This is a genomic window from Nocardioides sp. F233, from assembly GCF_057813895.1.
In genome coordinates this window covers 1-19360 of record NZ_JBVASH010000001.1, presented here as the reverse complement: position 1 = coordinate 19360, position 19360 = coordinate 1, and the positions used below count along the sequence as shown (strand labels likewise).

General features: G+C 72.6%; 19 protein-coding genes. 7 read left to right on the top strand and 12 right to left on the bottom strand.

Annotated features, from left to right (window positions below; translation table 11 throughout):
• Positions 1–11: 11 nt before the first annotated feature.
• Positions 12–1400 (top strand): chromate efflux transporter, encoded by a 1389-nt coding sequence (gene chrA, locus ACZYRU_RS00095; RefSeq protein WP_488955034.1) that lies wholly within the window; start codon positions 12–14, stop codon positions 1398–1400.
• Positions 1401–1444: 44 nt separating this feature from the next.
• Here chrA and ACZYRU_RS00090 read toward each other — a convergent pair whose 3' ends face one another.
• Complete coding sequence (locus tag ACZYRU_RS00090) at positions 1445–1987, bottom strand: GNAT family N-acetyltransferase (RefSeq protein ID WP_488955033.1); 543 nt, start codon at positions 1985–1987, stop codon at positions 1445–1447.
• A 106-nt stretch (positions 1988–2093) separates the two neighbouring features.
• Entirely contained in the window at positions 2094–3539 is a 1446-nt protein-coding gene (locus tag ACZYRU_RS00085; RefSeq protein ID WP_488955032.1) for an MFS transporter, read from the bottom strand.
• A 135-nt stretch (positions 3540–3674) separates the two neighbouring features.
• On the opposite strand from ACZYRU_RS00085, the gene ACZYRU_RS00080 reads away from it, so the two are divergent.
• The 5 genes from ACZYRU_RS00080 to ACZYRU_RS00060 all read left to right on the top strand — a co-directional run bounded on the left by ACZYRU_RS00080 (position 3675) and on the right by ACZYRU_RS00060 (position 8245).
• Positions 3675–3992, top strand: coding sequence for a metal-sensitive transcriptional regulator (locus ACZYRU_RS00080; RefSeq protein ID WP_488955031.1), 318 nt, complete (start codon positions 3675–3677; stop codon positions 3990–3992).
• Between the two features lie 44 nt (positions 3993–4036).
• Entirely contained in the window at positions 4037–4243 is a 207-nt protein-coding gene (locus ACZYRU_RS00075; protein ID WP_488955030.1) for a heavy-metal-associated domain-containing protein, read from the top strand.
• A complete protein-coding gene (locus tag ACZYRU_RS00070) occupies positions 4240–5172 on the top strand; it encodes a DUF8832 domain-containing protein (RefSeq protein ID WP_488955029.1) in 933 nt (310 codons plus the stop codon). The genes ACZYRU_RS00075 and ACZYRU_RS00070 overlap by 4 nt, the downstream gene beginning before the upstream one ends.
• 37 nt (positions 5173–5209) lie before the next feature.
• Positions 5210–7426, top strand: a complete 2217-nt coding sequence (locus ACZYRU_RS00065) for a heavy metal translocating P-type ATPase (RefSeq protein ID WP_488956227.1) — start codon at positions 5210–5212, stop codon at positions 7424–7426.
• A 144-nt stretch (positions 7427–7570) separates the two neighbouring features.
• On the top strand, positions 7571–8245 hold the full coding sequence (locus ACZYRU_RS00060; protein ID WP_488955028.1) for a glyoxalase: 675 nt from the start codon (positions 7571–7573) through the stop codon (positions 8243–8245).
• On the opposite strand, the gene ACZYRU_RS00055 is transcribed toward ACZYRU_RS00060, so the two are convergent.
• Entirely contained in the window at positions 8182–8760 is a 579-nt protein-coding gene (locus ACZYRU_RS00055) for a TetR family transcriptional regulator (protein WP_488955027.1), read from the bottom strand. The two genes, ACZYRU_RS00060 and ACZYRU_RS00055, sit on opposite strands and share 64 nt — an antisense overlap.
• Before the next feature lie 81 nt (positions 8761–8841).
• On the opposite strand from ACZYRU_RS00055, the gene kstD reads away from it, so the two are divergent.
• The gene (gene kstD, locus ACZYRU_RS00050; protein WP_488955026.1) at positions 8842–10545 is read left to right on the top strand and encodes a 3-oxosteroid 1-dehydrogenase; all 1704 of its coding nucleotides are present in this window, start codon (positions 8842–8844) and stop codon (positions 10543–10545) included.
• On the opposite strand, the gene ACZYRU_RS00045 is transcribed toward kstD, so the two are convergent.
• From ACZYRU_RS00045 to ACZYRU_RS00005, 9 genes are all read right to left on the bottom strand, one after another.
• Positions 10508–10849: a DUF2784 domain-containing protein gene (locus tag ACZYRU_RS00045; RefSeq protein ID WP_488955025.1), complete on the bottom strand. Its 342-nt coding sequence runs from the start codon at positions 10847–10849 to the stop codon at positions 10508–10510. The genes kstD and ACZYRU_RS00045 overlap by 38 nt on opposite strands.
• Before the next feature lie 80 nt (positions 10850–10929).
• Positions 10930–11535, bottom strand: coding sequence for a GrpB family protein (locus ACZYRU_RS00040; RefSeq protein ID WP_488955024.1), 606 nt, complete (start codon positions 11533–11535; stop codon positions 10930–10932).
• Positions 11536–11546: 11 nt separating this feature from the next.
• Positions 11547–12224: a response regulator gene (locus ACZYRU_RS00035; protein ID WP_488955023.1), complete on the bottom strand. Its 678-nt coding sequence runs from the start codon at positions 12222–12224 to the stop codon at positions 11547–11549.
• Complete coding sequence (locus tag ACZYRU_RS00030) at positions 12200–13387, bottom strand: sensor histidine kinase (protein WP_488955022.1); 1188 nt, start codon at positions 13385–13387, stop codon at positions 12200–12202. Before ACZYRU_RS00030 ends, ACZYRU_RS00035 begins: the two co-directional genes overlap by 25 nt.
• A gap of 55 nt (positions 13388–13442) precedes the next feature.
• Complete coding sequence (locus tag ACZYRU_RS00025; protein ID WP_488955021.1) at positions 13443–14381, bottom strand: D-alanine--D-alanine ligase family protein; 939 nt, start codon at positions 14379–14381, stop codon at positions 13443–13445.
• Entirely contained in the window at positions 14378–15529 is a 1152-nt protein-coding gene (alr, locus tag ACZYRU_RS00020) for an alanine racemase (RefSeq protein ID WP_488955020.1), read from the bottom strand. The genes ACZYRU_RS00025 and alr overlap by 4 nt, the downstream gene beginning before the upstream one ends.
• The gene (locus tag ACZYRU_RS00015; RefSeq protein WP_488955019.1) at positions 15526–16149 is read right to left on the bottom strand and encodes a M15 family metallopeptidase; all 624 of its coding nucleotides are present in this window, start codon (positions 16147–16149) and stop codon (positions 15526–15528) included. The genes alr and ACZYRU_RS00015 overlap by 4 nt, the downstream gene beginning before the upstream one ends.
• Positions 16150–16300: 151 nt before the next feature.
• On the bottom strand, positions 16301–17311 hold the full coding sequence (locus tag ACZYRU_RS00010; RefSeq protein ID WP_488955018.1) for an IS481 family transposase: 1011 nt from the start codon (positions 17309–17311) through the stop codon (positions 16301–16303).
• A 455-nt stretch (positions 17312–17766) separates the two neighbouring features.
• On the bottom strand, positions 17767–19176 hold the full coding sequence (locus tag ACZYRU_RS00005) for an HNH endonuclease signature motif containing protein (protein ID WP_488955017.1): 1410 nt from the start codon (positions 19174–19176) through the stop codon (positions 17767–17769).
• Positions 19177–19360 lie beyond the last annotated feature (184 nt).

The following is a 19360-nucleotide window of genomic DNA, read 5'->3' as shown; positions in this document are numbered from 1 at the left end:
ACATTGCTGCCATGTCCGGCGCGCGGCCCGATCCGCTCCACCCGACCGGTGGCGACGTCATCCCGCTGCGGGAAGCGACCAGGGCGTGGTTCCAGATCTCGCTGCAGACCTTCGGGGGCCCGGCCGGCCAGATCGCGGTGATGCAGCACAAGCTGGTCGACGAGAAGCGGTGGATCGGCCAGAAGCGCTTCCTGCACGCGCTCAACTTCTGCATGCTGCTGCCGGGGCCCGAGGCCCAGCAGCTGGCGATCTACACCGGCTGGCTCCTCAACGGGATCCGCGGCGGCCTGATCGCGGGAGGCCTGTTCGTGCTCCCCGGGATGCTCGCGCTGCTCGTGCTGTCGGGGATCTACGTCGGGTACGGCGAGACCGACGTCGTCACCGCGCTCTTCGCCGGGGTCGCGCCCGCGGTCATCGCGATCGTCGTCCAGGCCGTGCACCGGGTCGGCAAGCGGGCGCTGCACCACCCGGCCCTGGTCGCCCTCGCCGTCGCGTCCTTCGCCGCCCTCACCTTCTTCGCGGTGCCCTTCCCGGTCGTGGTCTTCACGGCCGGCCTGCTCGGCTGGCTGCTCAGCCTGCGTCTCCCCGCCCTTCGCGAGCCCCCGGTCCACGCCTCCGGCGACGGACCCGAACCGCTGATCAGCGACGACGCCCTGCACCACGAGCTGCCGACCGTCCGCCGCTCCGGGAGCGTGCTGCTGCTGGGGGCCGTGCTGTGGTTCGCACCGGTGGCCGCGTTCGCCGTCCTCGCCGGCACGACCGGCACCTCCGTCTTCGTCGACCAGGGCCTGTTCTTCTCCGGCGCCGCGGTCGTCACCTTCGGCGGCGCGTACGCCGTCCTGTCGTACGTCGCCCAGCAGGCCGTCGGCGTCTTCCACTGGCTGGCACCCGGCGAGATGGTCCGCGGCCTGGCCCTCGCCGAGACCACCCCCGGACCGCTGATCATGGTGGTCCAGTTCGTCGCCTTCGTCGGCGCCTACCGCCAGCCCGGATCGCTCGACCCGTGGGTCGCGGCGGTCCTGGCGTCGCTGCTCGTCACCTGGGTGACCTTCGTGCCGTGCTTCCTGTTCGTGCTCCTCGGAGCGCCGTACGTCGAGCGCCTCCGCGACAACCGCGGCCTCGGCGCCGCCCTCACCGGCATCACCGCCGCCGTGGTCGGCGTGATCGCGAACCTCGCGGTGTTCTTCGCGCTGCACAACCTGTTCGACCGCAACCGGAGCGTCGACGCCGGGTGGATCCACGTCGACGTCCCCGTGCTCGGCTCGTGGGACCCGGTGGCCTTCGCGATCACCGCCGTCGCACTCGGCGTGATGTTCAGGTGGGGGTGGAGCCCGCTGCGCACGCTCGGGCTGTGCGCGGCGCTCGGCGTCGGGACGTTCGTGGTCGGGCTGGTGGGCTAGAGCGGTGCCGCCGGGCCGGTCTTTGCGCCGGAACTCCATGACCGTCAGGCGGCGGGAAGCGTCAGCACCAGCACATCTGGCCCGTCGTCGCCAGCCGCCATGCGCAACCACTCGGGACGCAGGCTCAGCACCTCCGTCCAGCCGGCGCGCCGGTAGAGCGCCAACGCCGCCGGGTGGACCGGCAGCACCTCGAGGCACGGTCGGAGGCCCGTCGCCCGTATGTCGGCGACCACGGTGTCGAGCAGCAGGCGGCCGACGCCGTGTCCGCGAACGCCGCTGTCCACGAAGAGCGTGCTGACCCAGGCGAGGTCCGCGACCTCGCAGTCATGAGCCCGGGCGCACACGTCGTTGAGTGCGGCCGCGTCCGGGAAGCCGGCGGCAGGCCCGGTCCGGCACACGTGACCGACCGGGCGGCCGTCGACCTCCGCGGTCCACGCCGCCGCCGCGTCGGCGTGGAGGAACTGCTCGACCGGGACCGGCAGCGGGTCACGGAACGGATACCGGGTCGCCGGTTGCTGCTGCCGCAGCACCGCGGCCAGCGCAGGCAGGTCAGCAGCACGCCGAGGTCGGACGATCACCGGTGCCACCCGGCGATCGTGGCACGACCGAGCCGGCCAGGGCCGCCGCCGCGCAGCGCAGTGCGCACGCGGCGGCGACCCGGAACACGTCGCGAGCGGCGTCTCGATACGCCACCTACGCTCGTCCCTCGCTTCGGCGGCTACTCGACGAGCGCTCAGGTCCCCGGAGCAGCGCGGCCGAGGCGAGCGCACCCACCGCGGCCACGACCGCCGCGCCGACGAACGCCGCCGAGTAGCCCTCGGTGAGCGCGGCCGGGTCGCCCAGCCGGTCGGCGCCGGCGCCCGCTGCGATCGCGGTCATCACGGCGAGGCCGAGGGCCGAGCCGATCTGGTAGCTGGTGTTGACGATGCCCGAGGCGAGGCCGCCCTCCTCCGGCGGCGCGGCGGAGATCGCCGTGCCGAGGGTGGGGATGAAGGCGAGCGACATGCCGAGGGCGGCGACCAGCGAGGCAGGGAGTACGTCGACCGCGTAGCTGCCGTCCGCGTCGATCATCGCCAGCCAGGCCATGCCGGCGGCGAGCAGGACCAGCCCGGTGACGGTCGCGGTCCGTACGCCGAGCACGGCGAGGACGCGAGGGGCGAGCACCACCATCCCGACCATGATCAGCAGCGTCATCGGCAGCAGCGCCGCGCCGCTCGGGAACGCGGTGAAGCCGAGAACCTGCTGCAGGTAGAGGTTCAGGAAGAACCACATCGGGATCCACGCCGCGCCGAGCAGCAGCTGGGCGAGGTTGGCAGCGGCCAGGTCGGGCGCGCGGAAGATGCCGAGGCGGAGCAGCGGGTCGCGGCCGCGGGCCTGCTGGGCGACGAAGACGGCGACCAGCAGGACGCCGGCACCGAGCACCCACCAGGTGCGTGCGGCACCCCAGCCGACCTCGGGAGCCTGGACCACGGCGTACACCACGGCGGCGAGGCCGGCGGTCACCGTGACCGCACCGATGACATCGACCCGCCGCGACGCACCCGAGCGACCGGCCGGCATCGAGGACGGGACGAGGGCGAGGATCAGCAGCGCGATCGGGATGTTGATCGCGAACACCCACGGCCAGCTGAGGTACTCGGTGATCACACCGCCGAGGAAGACACCAGCGGTGCCGCCGGCGGGCGCGGCCGCGCCGTACAGCGCGAGTGCCTTGGTGAGCTCGCGCGGGTTGCCGCCGAACAGCATCATCAGCAGGGTCAGCGCGGAGGGCGCGATGAGCGCGGCGCCCGCGCCCTGGATCGCACGGCCGGCGAGCTCGACCTCGACGTTGCCGGCGACCGCGGCCACGAGTGAGCCGGCGGCGAGGACGACCCAGCCAGCGGCGAAGACGGAGCGGGCACCGAGGACGTCGGACACCTTGCCGCCGAGCAGCAGCAGGCCGCCGAACGCGACGACGTACGCGTTGAACACCCAGGACAGGTTCTCCGGCGTGAAGCCGAGGTCGCGCTGCATCTCGGGCAGGGCCACGCCGATGATCGAGGTGTCCATGATGACCATGAACTGGGCGGCGGCGATCACCGCGAGCCCGAGCCAGCGGCGGTTGCCGCGGCTGGTCTCCGGTGGGGTGAGGACAGACATCGTGGATCTCCTTCTTGACGAACAGATACCCTAGGGGGGTACCGTACTGAACGGATCGGGACGCTACCACGGAATACCGCAGGGGGGTATCCTGTTCGGGCAGGTCGATTCCCAGCACACGAAGGACAGAGGGCCATGGCACACAGCGACACCGGCGCGGAGCACCAGCACAGCTACATCGCCAACCGCACCAAGGACGACTACCTCAAGCGGCTGCGCCGCATCGAGGGCCAGGCGCGGGGTCTGCAGCGGATGGTCGAGGAGGAGCAGTACTGCATCGACATCCTCACCCAGGTCTCCGCCATGACGAAGGCCCTCCAGTCCGTCGCCCTCGGCCTGCTCGACGAGCACATGGCGCACTGCGTCGTGAACGCCGCCAAGGAAGGGGGCGAGGAGGCCGACATCAAGCTCAAGGAGGCCTCCGACGCCATCGCCCGCCTGGTCCGTTCCTGACGCGTCCCGATCCGACGTCCATCCCCAACGAGAGGAATCCTCCGATGAGCACCACCCAGACCTTCACCGTCACCGGCATGACCTGCGGCCACTGCGTCTCCTCCGTCACCGAGGAGGTGCAGGAGATCGCCGGCGTCCAGGACGTCGCGGTCGACCTGCCCACCGGTGCGGTCACCATCACCAGCGCCGCCCCCCTCGACGAGTCCGCCGTGAAGGCCGCCGTCGAGGAGGCCGGCTACCAGCTCGCATGAACACCCCGACACGGCTGGCCGGCTTCGGTGCCGTCGCCGCGGTCGTGTTCGGAGTCGCCCTCCTCGCCGGCCGGGCCATCGGCCCGGTCGGCGCGGAGCCCGCGACCCACGACACGCACGCGGAGCGCACCCACCTGACGCCGGCGCCGGCCGGGGGAACCGAGATCCCCGGAGGACTCATGACCTCGCAGGACGGCTACACCCTCACCCTCGACCGCACGCAGGCCGCTGCCGGCAGCGCGATACCGGTGAGCTTCACCATCACCGGACCCGACGGCGCCCCCGTGACGTCGTACGACGTCCAGCACGACAAGCAGCTCCACCTGATCGCCGTACGACGCGACTTCAGCGGCTTCCAGCACGTCCACCCCACCCTCGACGACGGCACCTGGTCGACCGACCTCGCGCTGACGCCCGGGACGTGGCGGCTGTTCGCCGACTTCAAGGCCACCGGCGGCGAGGCGCTGACCCTCGGCACCGACCTCGCGGTCGACGGTGCGTTCGAGGCGGCACCGCCGGCGCAGGAGAACCGCACCGCCACGGTCGACGGCTACCGGGTCACCCTCGACGGCGACCTTTCCGCCGGCGCCGACGCGAAGCTCACGCTGAGCGTCAGCAAGGACGGGAAGCCCGTCACCGACCTGCAGCCCTACCTCGGCGCCTACGGCCACCTCGTCGCGCTGCGCAGCGGTGACCTCGCCTACCTCCACGTCCACCCGGACGGCGAGCCCGGCGACGGTACGACGCAGCCCGGGCCGGACGTCGTGTTCCACACGGCCGTCCCCAGCGCCGGCACCTACCACCTCTACCTCGACTTCCAGCACGACGGCGTCGTCCGCACCGCGGCGTTCACCGTCGCCGCCGGGAGCTCCGGGGCCGGGGAGAAGCACGGCCAGCAGGAGGGACAGGGCAGTGGACACGCACACTGACGGGCCAAAGAGCCAGGTCGAGCTCGCGCTGACCGGGATGACCTGCGCGTCGTGCGCCAACCGGATCGAGCGCAAGCTCAACAAGCTCGAGGGCGTCACCGCGACCGTCAACTACGCGACCGAGAAGGCGAAGGTGTCGTACGCCGAGGGTGTCTCGACCGACGACCTGGTCGCCGCCGTCGAGGCGGCGGGCTACGGCGCCTCGCTGCCGAAGCCGCCCGCTGCCGAGGGCCAGGAGCCCGCAGCAGAGCCGGATCCGGTCGCGACACTGCGGCAGCGGCTGGTCGTCTCGGCGCTGCTGACGGTGCCGGTGATCGCGATGGCGATGGTGCCGGCGTTCCAGTTCGACAACTGGCAGTGGCTGTCGCTGACCCTGGCGGCGCCGGTCGTGGTGTGGGGCGCGTACCCGTTCCACAAGGCGGCCTGGACCAACCTGCGCCACGGCACCTCCACCATGGACACGCTGATCTCGCTCGGCACGCTCGCCGCGCTGGGCTGGTCGCTGTACGCGCTGTTCTGGGGCACCGCCGGCACGACCGGGATGAAGCACCCGTTCGAGCTGACCATCGAGCGCAGCGACGGCAGCGGCAACATCTACCTCGAGGCCGCGGCCGGCGTGACGACGTTCATCCTGGCCGGGCGCTACTTCGAGCAGCGCTCGAAGCGGCGGGCCGGGGCGGCGCTCAAGGCGCTGCTCGAGCTCGGTGCCAAGGAGGTGGCGGTGCTCGGGCCCGACGACGTCGAGGTTCGCGTCCCGGTGGGGGAGCTGACGGTGGGCGACCGGTTCGTCGTACGCCCCGGCGAGAAGATCGCCACCGACGGCGTGGTCGAGCGCGGCTCCTCCGCGGTCGACGCCTCGATGCTGACCGGCGAGTCCGTGCCGGTCGAGGTCGGCGAGGGCGACGCCGTGGTGGGCGCGACGGTCAACGCAGGCGGCAGGCTGGTCGTCCGCGCGACCCGGGTCGGCGCCGACACCCAGCTCGCGCAGATGGCACGGCTGGTCGAGGACGCCCAGAACGGCAAGGCCCAGGTGCAGCGCCTGGCCGACCGGATCTCCGGGATCTTCGTGCCCATCGTCATCCTGCTCGCGGCCGGCACGCTCGGCTTCTGGCTCGGCACGGGCAACGGCCTCGCCGCGGCGTTCACCGCCGCGGTCGCCGTCCTCATCATCGCCTGCCCGTGCGCCCTCGGCCTGGCCACGCCGACTGCCCTCATGGTCGGCACCGGGCGCGGCGCCCAGCTGGGCATCCTGATCAAGGGGCCTGAGGTGCTGGAGTCCACGAAGGCCGTCGACACCGTCGTCCTCGACAAGACGGGCACGGTCACGACCGGCCGGATGACCCTGCGCGACGTGATCGCCGACGACGGCGAGGACGCTGCGGAGGTGCTGCGGTACGCCGGTGCGCTGGAGGACTCCTCCGAGCACCCGATCGCCCGCGCCATCGCCGACGCCGCCCGCGAGGCCGGTCCGCTGCCGGCGGTCGGGGACTTCGCGAACATCGAGGGCCTCGGTGTGCAGGGCGTGCTGCTCGACGGCGACGCATCGCACGCGGTGCTCGTCGGCCGGCCACGCCTGCTGGAGGAGTGGTCGCAGCACCTGTCGCCGGCCCTGGCCGCCGCGTTGGCGCAGGCCCAGGACACCGGCGGTACGGCGGTCGCGGTCGGCTGGGACGGCCGTGCGCGCGGGGTCATCGTGGTCGCCGACGCGATCAAGCCGACCTCGGCCACCGCGATCACCCAGCTCCGGGAGCTCGGGCTGCGGCCGGTGCTGCTCACCGGCGACAACGCCGTGGTGGCCCGGACCGTGGCGGCGGAGGTCGGCATCGACGAGGCCGACGTGATCGCCGACGTCCTGCCTGCCGACAAGGTCGACGTCGTCAAGCGGCTGCAGGACGAGGGCCGCGTGGTGGCGATGGTCGGCGACGGCGTCAACGACGCCGCCGCGCTCGCCCAGGCCGACCTCGGCCTGGCGATGGGCACCGGCACCGACGTGGCGATCGAGGCCAGTGACCTGACCCTGGTGCGCGGTGACCTGCAGGTCGCGGTCGACGCGATCCGCCTGTCCCGGCGGACCCTGGCCACGATCAAGGGCAACCTGTTCTGGGCCTTCGCCTACAACGTCGCCGCCCTGCCGCTCGCCGCGGCCGGCCTGCTCAACCCGATGCTGGCCGGCGCCGCGATGGCGTTCTCGTCGGTGTTCGTGGTGTCCAACAGCCTGCGGCTGCGCTCGTTCAAGCCAGAGTCCGTCGAGTAGCCGCGAGCGCCAGCGAGCGGCGTATCGAGACGCCTCACCCTGCGTCTCGATACGCCCTCGCCTAGCGGCTCGGGCTACTCGACGAGCTCAACCCGTCAGGAATCGAGAAGCAGCGGCGGCCGGGTCGGTCATAGCGTCAGGGACATGAACACGAACTCCCTGGACACCATCCTCCTCGAGGTGGCCGACCCGGCCGCCGCTCGCGACTTCTACGCCCGGGCCTTCGGTCCGGACCTGCCGCTCGACTTCCGTGCCTCCGACGCACCGACCGACGGCTTCCGCGGCTTCCACGTCTCCCTCACCCTGGCCCAGCCGGCCGACGTCGACAGCTTCGCCGAGACCGCCCTGGCGGCCGGGGCCACCGCGATCAAGCCTGTCGCCAAGTCCTTCTGGGGCTACGGCGGCGTGCTGCGGGCGCCCGACGGCGCGATCTGGAAGGTCGTCAGCTCGTCGAAGAAGAACAAGGGCCCGGCCAGCCGCGACATCGAGAGCATCGTGCTGCTCATCGGCTGCGACGACATCACCGCCACCAAGCAGTTCTACGTCGACCGCGGCTTCGGGGTGGCCCGCAGCTTCGGGCGGAAGTACGTCGAGTTCGAGCCCGGTTCGGGCGCGGTGACCCTCGGCCTGCTGCCCCGCAAGGCGCTGGCCAAGGACGCCGGCGTACCGATCGAGGGCAGCGGCTCGCACCGCGTGGTGCTCGTCGGTGGCGACACCGCGGCGAGTGACCCCGACGGCTTCCCGTGGGAGCCGGCTCAGCGCCAGGCGCCGGAGACGACCTCGTCCAGCGCTGCGTCGATCAGCTCCAGCAACGACTGATCCTCCGCGGCCAGCCACCGGCGGTAGGCGTACTCGGCCGCCGCCAGCACGACCTCGACGGCGACGCCCGCCCGGACGTCGCCGTCGGGCACCCCCATCCTTCCGGCGGCGATCGCGACCAGCTCGGCGCGGTCGCCGTCGGTGATCAGGACGACGCGGGGGGACAGCTCGGGCGCGGTGCGCATCGCGTCGCGCCAGTGGCGCAGCTCGGCGTCCGGCACCTCGGCGCTGCGCTCGCGGATGGCCGCGGACAGCGCGGGCGCGACCGGCTCGTCGTCGGGGCGGGCGGCGTACGTCGCCACGATCTCGGCACTGCTGACCAGCAGCGGCTGGAGGAGCAGGTCCTCCTTGGCGGCGACGTAGCGGAAGTAGGTGCTCGTCGAGACGCCCGCCGCGGCGGCGATCTCGTCGGTCGTCACCGCCGCGAAGCCGCGCTCGGCGAACAGCGTCCAGGCGGCGTCCTGGATGTCGCGGCGCACCCGCAGCCGGTTGCGCTCGCGCAGGGTCAGGGCCACCCGGCGACCCTCCCACGGTTGCGGACATCCTCACAAGTTGATAGAAACTCCCACATTCGGAGTGACTATCAAGGAGTCGAGATGGCCGACGAGACGTTCGACGTGGTCGTGGTGGGTTCCGGCGGCGCCGGCATGGCGGCGGCGATCACCGCCGCCGCGCACGGGTTGTCCGCGGTGGTGCTGGAGAAAGCCCCCGTCTGGGGCGGTACGACGGCCCGATCGGGCGGCGGCGTGTGGATCCCCGGCAACGACGTGCTCCGCAAGCACGCACCCGCCGACGACCTCGAGCAGGCCCGGCGCTACCTGCACGCCATCGTCGATCCCGCCGCCGGTGTCGCCCCGGCCCGGATCGACACCTACCTCGACCGCGGGGCCGAGGCGCTGCGCTTCCTCGCCGAGAACTCCGCGCTCGACCTCGAGTGGGTGCGCGGCTACTCGGACTACTTCCCCGAGGCGCCCGGCGGCCGGGCAGCCGGCCGGTCCTGCGAGCCGCGGCCGTTCGACACGCGCCGGATCGGCCCGGATGCCGCGACGATGCAGCCCTTCTACACGAAGGCGCCGCTCAACGTGGTGGTCAAGCAGTCCGACTACCGCTGGCTCAGCACCGGGCTGCGGCACTGGCGCGGTCCGCTGCACATGCTGCGGGTCGGCCTGCGCACGATCCTCGCGAGGCTGCGCGGACGCCGCCTGGTCGGGCTGGGCAGCGCGCTGTCGTCGTCCCTGCTGGTGGGGCTTCGCGAGCTCGGCGTACCCCTGCGGCTCGACACCGCCCTCGCCGAGCTGGTCCGCGACGGCGACCGGGTGACCGGTGTCCTGACGGCGACCGGCGACCGGATCACCGCCCGGCGCGGGGTGGTCCTCGCCTGCGGCGGCTTCGACCACTCGGCCACGATGCGCGCCGAGCACCAGCGCGAGCCGGCCGGACCGCAGCTCTCGCTCGGCGCCACCACCAACACCGGCGACGGCATCCGGGCCGCGGTCGACGTCGGCGCCGCGACCGCGCTGATGGACGACGCCTGGTGGGCGCCGTCGATCCCGCTCCCCCGCGGCCCGTGGTTCGCACTCGCCGAGCGCTCGCTGCCGGGCAGCATCATCGTCAACGCGCGCGGCGAGCGGTTCATGAACGAGTCGCTGCCGTACGTCGAGGCCACGCACCGGATGTTCGGCGGCCCGTACGGCGCCGGCGACGGTCCGGCGGAGAACCTCCCGTGCTGGCTCGTGTTCGACCAGACCTACCGCGACCGCTACCTGTTCGCCGGCGTCACCGGCGGCCGGCCGCTGCCGAAGTCCTGGCTGGCCGACGGCGCCATCACGCGGGCGGGGAGCCTGTCGGCGCTGGCGGAGGCGATCGGCGTACCGGCTGCCTCGCTCTCCGCGACCGTCGAGCGGTTCAACGGGTTCGCCCGGGCCGGGGTGGACGCCGACTTCCAGCGCGGCGAGTCGGCGTACGACCACTACTACGGCGACACCACGAACAAGCCCAACCCGAGCCTCGGCGTCCTCGCGAAGGCGCCGTTCCATGCAGCCCGGATGGTGCCCGCCGACCTCGGCACCAAGGGCGGCGTGCTCACCGACGAGCGGGCGCGGGCGTTGCGCGCGGACGGCAGCGTGATCGAGGGGCTGTACGCCGCGGGCAACGCGAGCGCCGCCGTCATGGGCCACACATACGCCGGCCCGGGTGCCACGATCGGGCCGGCGCTCGTGTTCGGCTACCTCGCGGCGCTGGACTGCGTGGGCGCTGGGGAGATCAGCGGACCGCGAACCCGAGCCACGAACCGAGGATGACGGTCGCGACGCCGACCTCGACCCGACGAGCCAGGCGCGAGGGGTAGATCCGGCCCTCGAAGTAGTGCGCGATGAACCCGCGCTCGTCCATCCGCGGCTTGCCGGCGCCCTCGCGACCCCAGTCCTCGAGCCGCGACAGCGGGCAGGCGGCGTCGGTCGCGGCCATCCGGCCACCCCACGCGGCGGCGGCGAGGTGCGGGATGACCACCCACGGCATCAGCCAGGCGAGGAAGCCACCGACGACCGTGAAGCCGACGAACAGCACGTGGACCACGAAGGCTCCTGCTGCGACGACCCGGTGCATGGGCCGGATTGTAGTGACACGGCGTCACAGGTTCGGGAGCGGTGCCATGATCGACGGGCGCTTCTCGAGACCCGCGCCGTTCAGACCAGCCCGGCCGCCGCGAACGCCCGCGCGTAGATCTCGCGCACCACCTGCTCCTTGCGGGCGTTGTACTGCATGCCGTCCTCACCCGCGGCGCTCGAGGCAGCGGACGCGGCGAGCTTGGCGGCGGCGTACCGCTCGCGCTCGTCGGGGTTGCCGCGCAACCAGTCGCGGAAGATCCGGTGCTTGACCACCTCGGGGCTGTCGGGGCCGAACACGTGCACGTGCGAGGTCGGCGAGCTGCCGCGCAGCAGTCGGTGCTCGAACCACCAGGGTTCACGCACCCGGAGCACGAAGCCGAGCGCCTCCAGCGCGGGGACGTACGCCGCCTCGTCGGCCGGGTCGGCGACGACGAGGTCGACGTCGATCACGGGCTTGGCGGGCAGGCCGGGGACGGCGGTGGAGCCGACGTGCTCGTTGACGAGCGCTCGCCAGCCGAGCGCTCCCCTGATCCCCGCAGCGACCTCGTCGTAGAGGCCGGCCCATGCGGGATCCGCCGCCACGACCGCAACCTCCGGTGAAGGACCGCCGCCGTCGACCCACGGCGAGGCGCCGGGCGGGACGGGCGGGTCGTGGAAGGTGACGATGTCGTGGCGGCTCGGCACGGTCGGCTCCCTCAGCCCGCCAGCCCGTGCTCGTGCGCGAACACCACGATCTGCACGCGGTCGCGCAGCCCGAGCTTGCGCAGGATCGCGCCGACGTGGGTCTTCACGGTCGACTCGCTGAGGAACACCTGCCCGGCGATCTCCTGGTTCGACAGCCCGCGCGCGACGGCGGCGAAGACCTCGCGCTCCTTGTCGGTGAGGCCGGTGTACGACGCCGGTGGGGCGGCGGCCGCCCTGAACTGGCTGTCGAGCAGGGTGGACAGGTCGGCCGGGGCGAGCACGGCGTTGCCGGAGTGCACGGTGCGGATGGCGTCGCGCAGCATGACCGGAGTGGTGCCCTTGAGCAGGAACCCGCTGGCGCCGTACCTGATCGCGGTCGCGGCGCGGTCGTCGAGGTTGAAGGTGGTGAGCACGACGACGCGGACCGGCTTCTCGCGGCGGGCGGCGCGGTCGGGCAGGAAGATCTGGCGGGTCGCCTCGACACCGTCCATCTCCGGCATCCGGATGTCCATCAGCACCACGTCGGGTGCGAGCTCGTCGACCAGGCGCACGGCCTCGACGCCGTCGGCCGCCGTACCGACGACCTCCATCCCCTCCTGGGCGTCGACGATCACCCGGACGCCCTCGCGGAACAGCTCCTGGTCGTCGACGAGCAGCACGCTGATCACCGGTTCCTCACCGGCACCCACGCGGTCGCGGTGAAGGTCGGCGGATCCGCGCGGCGGCGTACGTCGAGCCGGCCACCGACCGCCTCCAGTCGGCGCCGCATCCCGTCCAGCCCCTGGCCCCCGCTGTCGGCCGATTCCCCCGCAGGTACGGCGTTTCGGACCTCGATCCGCAAGTCACCCTCCCAGTGCCGCTCGACGTGGACCGGCTGGTCGCGCCGGCCGTGCTTGATCGCGTTGGTCAGCATCTCCTGGAGCACGCGGAACGCGACGACCGCGAGCTCGGGCGGCATCGGCTGCGGCGTACCGACCTCGGTCGTGACCACCTCGTGCCCGCTCGCCCGCACGCCGTCGACCAGGCTGTCGAGGTCGGTGTGCTGCGCGGCCGCGGTGGGCCCGGCCTGTCCGGCGGTCGAGGAGAGCACCTGCCGGACGTCCTCGAGCGAGGACCGGGCGGAGCCGGCGATGTTGGCCATCGTGGTCCTGAGGCCCTGGGTGTCAGCGTCCTCGAGGTACTGCGCGGCCTCGGCCTGGGCCAGGATCACGGCCAGCGAGTGGCCGACGACGTCGTGCACGTCGCGGGCCAGCTGGGCCTGCTCCTCACGCAGCCGCGCGATCTCCTCGGCCTGGTCGCGCTGCGCCTCGGCGGCGACCTGCGAGCGGCGCGAGTCCTGCGACCGGGCGGCGAAGCGGAGCGCCAGGCCGAGCAGCCACGGCGTCGCCAACAGTGCGAAGCCGACCAGTCCCGCGGCCAGCCGCCAGTCGTAGCGGCTGTAGGCGTCGATGGCGAGCCGATCGACGCCGAGCATCTGCAGCGCCTCGTAGAAGGCGTACGGCGACCACATCAGCACCGCGATCGCCGCACTCACGGGGATCGAGAGACCGCTGAGCCACACGGTCGGCAGCCGGCCCCACCGCGCGCAGCCGAAGGCGACCACCGCGAGCAGCACCTCGGTCAGCATCGGTTCGACGCCGATCACGACCTGCACCAGCCCGGTCCCCCACGCGACCACGAGCGCCGCCGCGGGCAACCGCCGGGACAGGCCGACCGCGACCGCCACGCCGATCACGACCAGCAGCGCGGCCCACGGGTCGGGCTCGTAGGACCGCTTGACCTCGAGCAGCCCGATGACGAAGGCGGCCGCCCCGGCGGCCAGGTCCGGCAGCCAGCGCTCGGCACGGTTCACGCCGGTCCTCCTGCCGGGTCGATCGGGATGGTCTGCGGACAGCGAACCACACGCCTCATCGGTGGGCGGAGCGGACGAGCTCGTCGAGCAGCTCGGCGTACGCCATCCCGCCGGCAGCGAACATCCGGGGCGCCTGCGAGTGCGCGGTCATGCCAGGCATCGTGTTGACCTCGTTGAGCACCGGGCCGGCGTCGGTGAGGAAGAAGTCGACCCGCGCGACGCCCGCGCAGCCGAGCGCCTCGAACACGGCGACCGCTGCCTCCTTGAGCGCCTTGGCGTCGGTCTCGTCGAGCTGGGCGGGAAGCCGGAAGTCCGCGTGGCCGCCGTACTTCGCGTCGTAGTCGAAGATCCCGTCGGCCACGATCTCCAGTGCCGGTGGGACGAACAGGCTGCCGTCCGCGCGCCGCAGCACCGCCACGTCCACCTCGCGACCGACCACCAGGTCCTCGACGAGTACCCGGTCGTCGAGCGCGAACGCGGCGTCGAGAGCGGGCTGAAGCGCATCAGGTACGTCGACCCGGCTGACGCCCTGGCTCGAACCGGCCGCGACCGGCTTGAGCACCACCGGGTGGGTCCAGCGCAGGTGCGCGGCCGTCGCCCGGGTGACCAGGACGCCGGGTGCGACCGCGATCCCGACGGCCTGGGCGACCAGCTTGGTGGCCCACTTGTCCATCGCGAGCGCGCCGGGGCGGATGCCGCTGCCGACGTACGGCAGGCCGGCGAGCTCGCACAGCGCGGCCAGCGCGCCGTCCTCGCCGCGCGGGCCGTGCACGACGGGGAACACCACGTCGCAGCCGCGCAGCACCTGGGCCGCGCCGCTGAGCCCGATCGGGCGCAGGCCGCGGTCGCGCCAGGTGCCGTCGCGGCCGATGGTGAGCGGGACGACGTCGTACGTCGCCGGGTCGAGCGCGCCCGCGACCGAGGCCGCGGAGGCGAGGGAGACGTCGTGCTCGCAGTTCTGCCCGCCGCCGATCACGGCCACCCGGGTCCTCATGCCAGCCGCCGCAGGTACGACGTCGGGCGCACCAGACGCGGGACGCGGGCGCCGATCCCGGTGACCACCTCGTGCTCGATCGTGCCGGCCCACGCGGCCCACTCGGCGACGGTCGGCTCGCCGTCGCGCCCGGGCCCGAAGACGGTGACGGTCTCGCCGGGTTGCGCGCCGTCGGCGCCGAGGTCGACGACCACCTGGTCCATCGAGATCCGGCCGACGACCGGACGCCGTGCGCCGCGGACCAGCACCTCGGCGCGCTCGGAGGCGACGCGCGGCAGGCCGTCGGCGTACCCGAGCGGGAGCAGGCCGAGGTGGGTGGCGCGGGTCGTGCGGTGGTCGTGGCCGTACCCGACCGGGGTGCCGGCGCGGACACGTCGTACCTGCACCAGCGGCGCGGTCAACGTCATCGCCGGCTCCAGCGCGGTGGTCCGGGACGAGTCGATGCCGACCAGGCCGGCGCCGACGCGGCTCATCGTGTGGTGGGTGCGCGGGTCCGTGAGGGTGGCGGCGGTCGCGGCGAGGTGCCGGTCGCGGGGCCGCAGGCCGGCGGCGCGGGCGACCTCGACAGCCCACGCGAACCGGGTCCGGCCGCGGGCGTTGCACGCGTCGGCCGGGTCGTCGGCACAGCCGAGGTGTCCCATCACACCGACGACCTCGACCTCCCCACGCTGCTCGGCGCGACGGGCCGCGCGGCACAGTGCGGCCCACTCGGTGGGCTCGGCACCGTCGCGCGCCATGCCGGCGTCGACGTGCAGGTGGATCCGGCTCCTCCCCGGTGCGTCGGCCACGGCCGCGAGGTGGGCGAGGCTCGGGACGGCGACATCGATGTCCCGGACGGCGGCCGCAGGGAAGTCGGCGTCGACCGGGTTGAGCCAGCTGAGGACAGGTACGACGAGGCCCGCGTCGCGCAGCGCGAACGCCTCCGCGAGGTGGGTGACCCCGAGCCGGGTGGCGCCGTGGGCCAGCGCGGTCCGGGCCACGTCGGTCGCGCCGTGCCCGAAGCCGTCGGCCTTGACCACGGCCATCAGCTCGCCGGACGCACGGTCCGCGAGGGTGCGGGTGTTGCGGGCGACGGCGCCGAGGTCGACGGTCAGCCGGGGCGTCGACGCCGTCGCCGGGCGCGGGGCCACGGCGAGCCCGCCGGTCATGCCGCGACCGCCGCGGCGACCGGGCCGTAGAGCGCGTGCGGCGCGTGGGTGAGCAGCGCCCAGTACCGGTCGCCGTAGCTCCAGTGCCACCACTCCGTCGGGTAGTTCACCAGTCCCTGCGAGCGCAGCACCCGGGCCAACAGGGTGCGGTGCGCCCGCGCGTCCTGGCCGATCCCCGCCGCCGCGAACCAGCACCGGCCGTCGCTCTGCTCCGGCGTCGCGTCGATCGGCGTACCCAGGTCGAGCTCGTCACCCGTGATGTCGACCAGGGTGAGGTCGACCGCCGCCCCGGCCACGTGCGGCGCCACCTCGACCGGAGCCACGAAGCGACTGGTCAGCCGTTCCAGTGCCGTGTCACCGATGCCGGGATGCAGCGCGGCCAGCTCGGCGCCGTACGACGCCACGATGGCGCGCTGCTCCTCGACCGGCCGGTAGCCCTCCACCACGCGGAGCCGGATGCCGGCCGGCAGCAACCGGTCGGCGGCGACCAGCCGGTCGGCCAGGTCCGCGCGGACCAGGGCGCCGGCGGGCGAGAGGTCGTGCGGGAGGCGCACCAGCGGCTCGCCGCACTCGGCCACGGGAACCGCACGGACGCGGGGATCGGACAGCAGGATCGTCATGCCGTCCACGCTAGGAATACGGCGGTCCTCCGCACCTCCGCCTGAGGTGCCGCGTCGCGGTCCTCAGGTGCCGAGGGCGTCAGCCCGCCGTCGGATCGAGCAGGCCCATCGCCGTGAAGGCGCGCTCGTAGATCTCCCGCACGACCCGCTCCTAGCTGTGATGCCCGGCCAGGTTGTTCAATCTGGTGATGGGTGCGGCCTTCCCGATTGCTGAGTGGGGCCGGTGGTGGTTGTACTCGTGGACCCATGCTGGCAGAGCCGCGAGCCGGGCTGATTCAGAGCTGTAGAACTTCTTGAACGCCCAGCCCTCGGCCAGGGTGCGGTGGAACCGCTCGATCTTCCCGTTGGTCTGCGGCCGGTAGGGCCGGGTCCGTTTCGGGGTGACGCCGAGCTCGGCGCAGGTATCGCGCCACAGATGGGATCGGTAGGCGCCGCCGTTGTCGCTCAGGACGCGACGCACGCTCACTCCGCGGTCGGCGAACCAGGCAACTGCGTGGCGCAGCACCTCGGTCGCGGTCTCCTTGGTCTCGTCATCTCGGGCCTCGACGTAGGCCACGCGGGAGTGGTCGTCGATGACGGTGTGCAGATAGCAGGTTCCGACCAAGGGCTGGTGGTACTTGCTCTTCGGCACTCCGGTCCTGGCTGAGGTCGCTGCTCGGTTCTTCAACCCTTGCTGTCGGCCTACGTAGCGCCAGCCGCCGCCGTCGGGCACCTTGCCAAGCTTCTTGACGTCGACGTGGAGCAGATCGCCGGGCGCCTCATGCTCATAGCGGCGGATCGGTTCGCCGGTGGCGCGGTCGATGTGGGACAGACGGTTGAGCCGGCACCGCACCAGGACCGCGTGCACGGTCGAGGACGCCATGTTGAGTCGGTCGGCGATCTCGACCGGACCGAGCCGCTGCTTCCAGCGCAGGTGCACGATCTTGCGCACGACTGGCGCCGGGGTCCGGTTGGGCTGGTGATGAGGCGCGGAGGACCGGTCGACCATCCCAGCTGGTCCTTCAGCCTCGTAGCGGTCGGCCCACTTCTTCGCGGTCCGCCAAGACACGTCGTAGCGCTCGGCAGCGCGGGCCGGCGACCAGCCCTGCTCGACGACCAGCCGGGCGAGTCGGAGTCGGGCACGCGGGGTCAGAGCGGCGTTGGCATGGGTAGCGTGGGACACGAAGGCCTCCTTGGTGGCGGAGCGGTTCCTTAGACAGCTCCACTCCACACCGGGAGGCCTTCGCCCATCTACACCTCAGGCCGTGTCGTCACAGGTCCTCGACCAACGCGCCTGGGCATCACACCTAGCGCGCGTTGTACTGCATCCCGTGCTCGCCTGCCGCCCGTCGTCGGCGTTGCCACGGAGCCGGTCACGCAACTGCCGGTGCCTGACGACCTCCGGGCTCTCCGGGCCGAAGACGTGTACGTGACTGACCGGGTCGATGCCCCGCATCAGTCGGTGCTCGAAAGAGCCGACGTGCTCGATGAGCAGCGCCCGCCAACCGAGCGCGCGCCGACGTCCGAGCTCGGGCCGACACCCGCCACCCAGGGCGACGCCCCCGCCGGCATGGGCGGGTCGTGGAAGGGGACGATCTCGAGACGGCTCGGCACGAGGCCAACCTACGTGCGCGTCGCTCAGGCGGCGCGTGGTCGCGCGGCTTGGTAGGTGATTCCGGATCTGCGCAGATCGTCGAGGGTGTGTCGGGGTGGTGGAGTCCAGACGGGTCGTCCGGTGTCGTCGTCGATCTTCACGACCCAGGGGGTCTGGTGGAGGAGGACGTGGTGGTGGCGACACAGCAGGACGAGATTCGAGAGAGCAGTGGGGCCGCCGTCGGCCCAGTGCACAACGTGGTGGGCATCGCACGCGAGGGGCATCCTCGTGCAGCCCGGGAACGCGCAGTGCCGGTCCCGGATCACCAGCGCGATCCAGATCGCCGCGGTCACGAGCCGTTGGGTACGGCCCACGTCGAGCACCTGGCCGTGGGCACCGAGCACACCGGGGATGATCTCGGCGTCGCAGGCCAGGCGTCGTACGGCGCTCGCTGAGAACCTGGCGCCGGTCGGGGTCTCGCCGTTGCGGGCCAGACCGGCGTCGATGACCTTCTGCTTGAGTGATTCCTGGTCGATGAGCACCACGATGCGGGGTTGGGTGCCGTGGTCGCGGGGCAGGTCGTCGGTGGCGGCGAGCCGGTCGCAGGCGTCGACGAGGGCGTCCCACAGCCGGGCGCCTGCATCGCGGGGGTCACGCCCATCGTGCCCACATCCCGGCGTCAGACACGCCGCGCTCGTGGAGACACCATCCTCGTCGAACATCGCCTCACCCGGTGCACGGCTCACCCCACCGCAGGCTCCGGGTTCGGTGGTGGCCGGGGCGGCGAGGGGGTGGAGGGTGGCCTTGATCTTCTCGGCGTCCTCGATGGTGCCGTAGCCCTTGACCCTGACGCCGCCGTGGCCGTCCTCGGCGAAGGAGAGGTGGCGGGCGTGGTGGGCGGCGCGTTCGGCCTTCGCCTTCTCCTTCTCGGCGTTGATGATCTCCGCGTTGGGGTCGAGCTCACGGACCACGTCACCGAACGCGGTCTGCAGATCACTGGCGTCGTGGCCGTGGGTGTCGACCAGCTCGAGCATCCGTCCTGCGACCGCGGTGCGGAACTCGTGGACCCGGGGCAGCGTGTGCACCTTGGTGGCGATCGCCCGCGCTTGCGGCAGGGTGACTTGCCCGGACTCGAGGGCGGTCTGGACCTCGGGGAGGTCGCGCAGCTGCTCGGCGGCGCGGACCAGGCCGCCGCCGGTGCCCTTGTGGCCGCCGGTGAGGTGGGTCAGGAAGTCCTTGACCGAGGCCCACCCCAACGGACGTTGAGCGCCGGTGGCCTCGAGGCGAGCAACGCCCCGCAACAGTGCGGCGTCCAGGAACGACCGCGCCGCGGTGATCGCCTCCACGCCCGCCACAGACTCGGGACCGTCCAGCAGGCCCCACTCGGCGCCCGCCAGCTCCGCGGCACGCTCGGCCACGGCAGTGGCCTGATCGAGCGCTCCGGGAGAAGTCATGCGCTCATCCTACTCGAACATATGTTCGAATACAAGTCGCCTATTCCGCTGCACGGCTGTGATGTCTCAGGAGATCCCTGACAGTTCTGTATCAGGACATCCCTGACAGAAGGTGTCTCAAGACTTCCCTGACACTTGTCCGGGGCCGCGGCCTCCGGGTGGTCGGCCATTGCCGACGTATCGC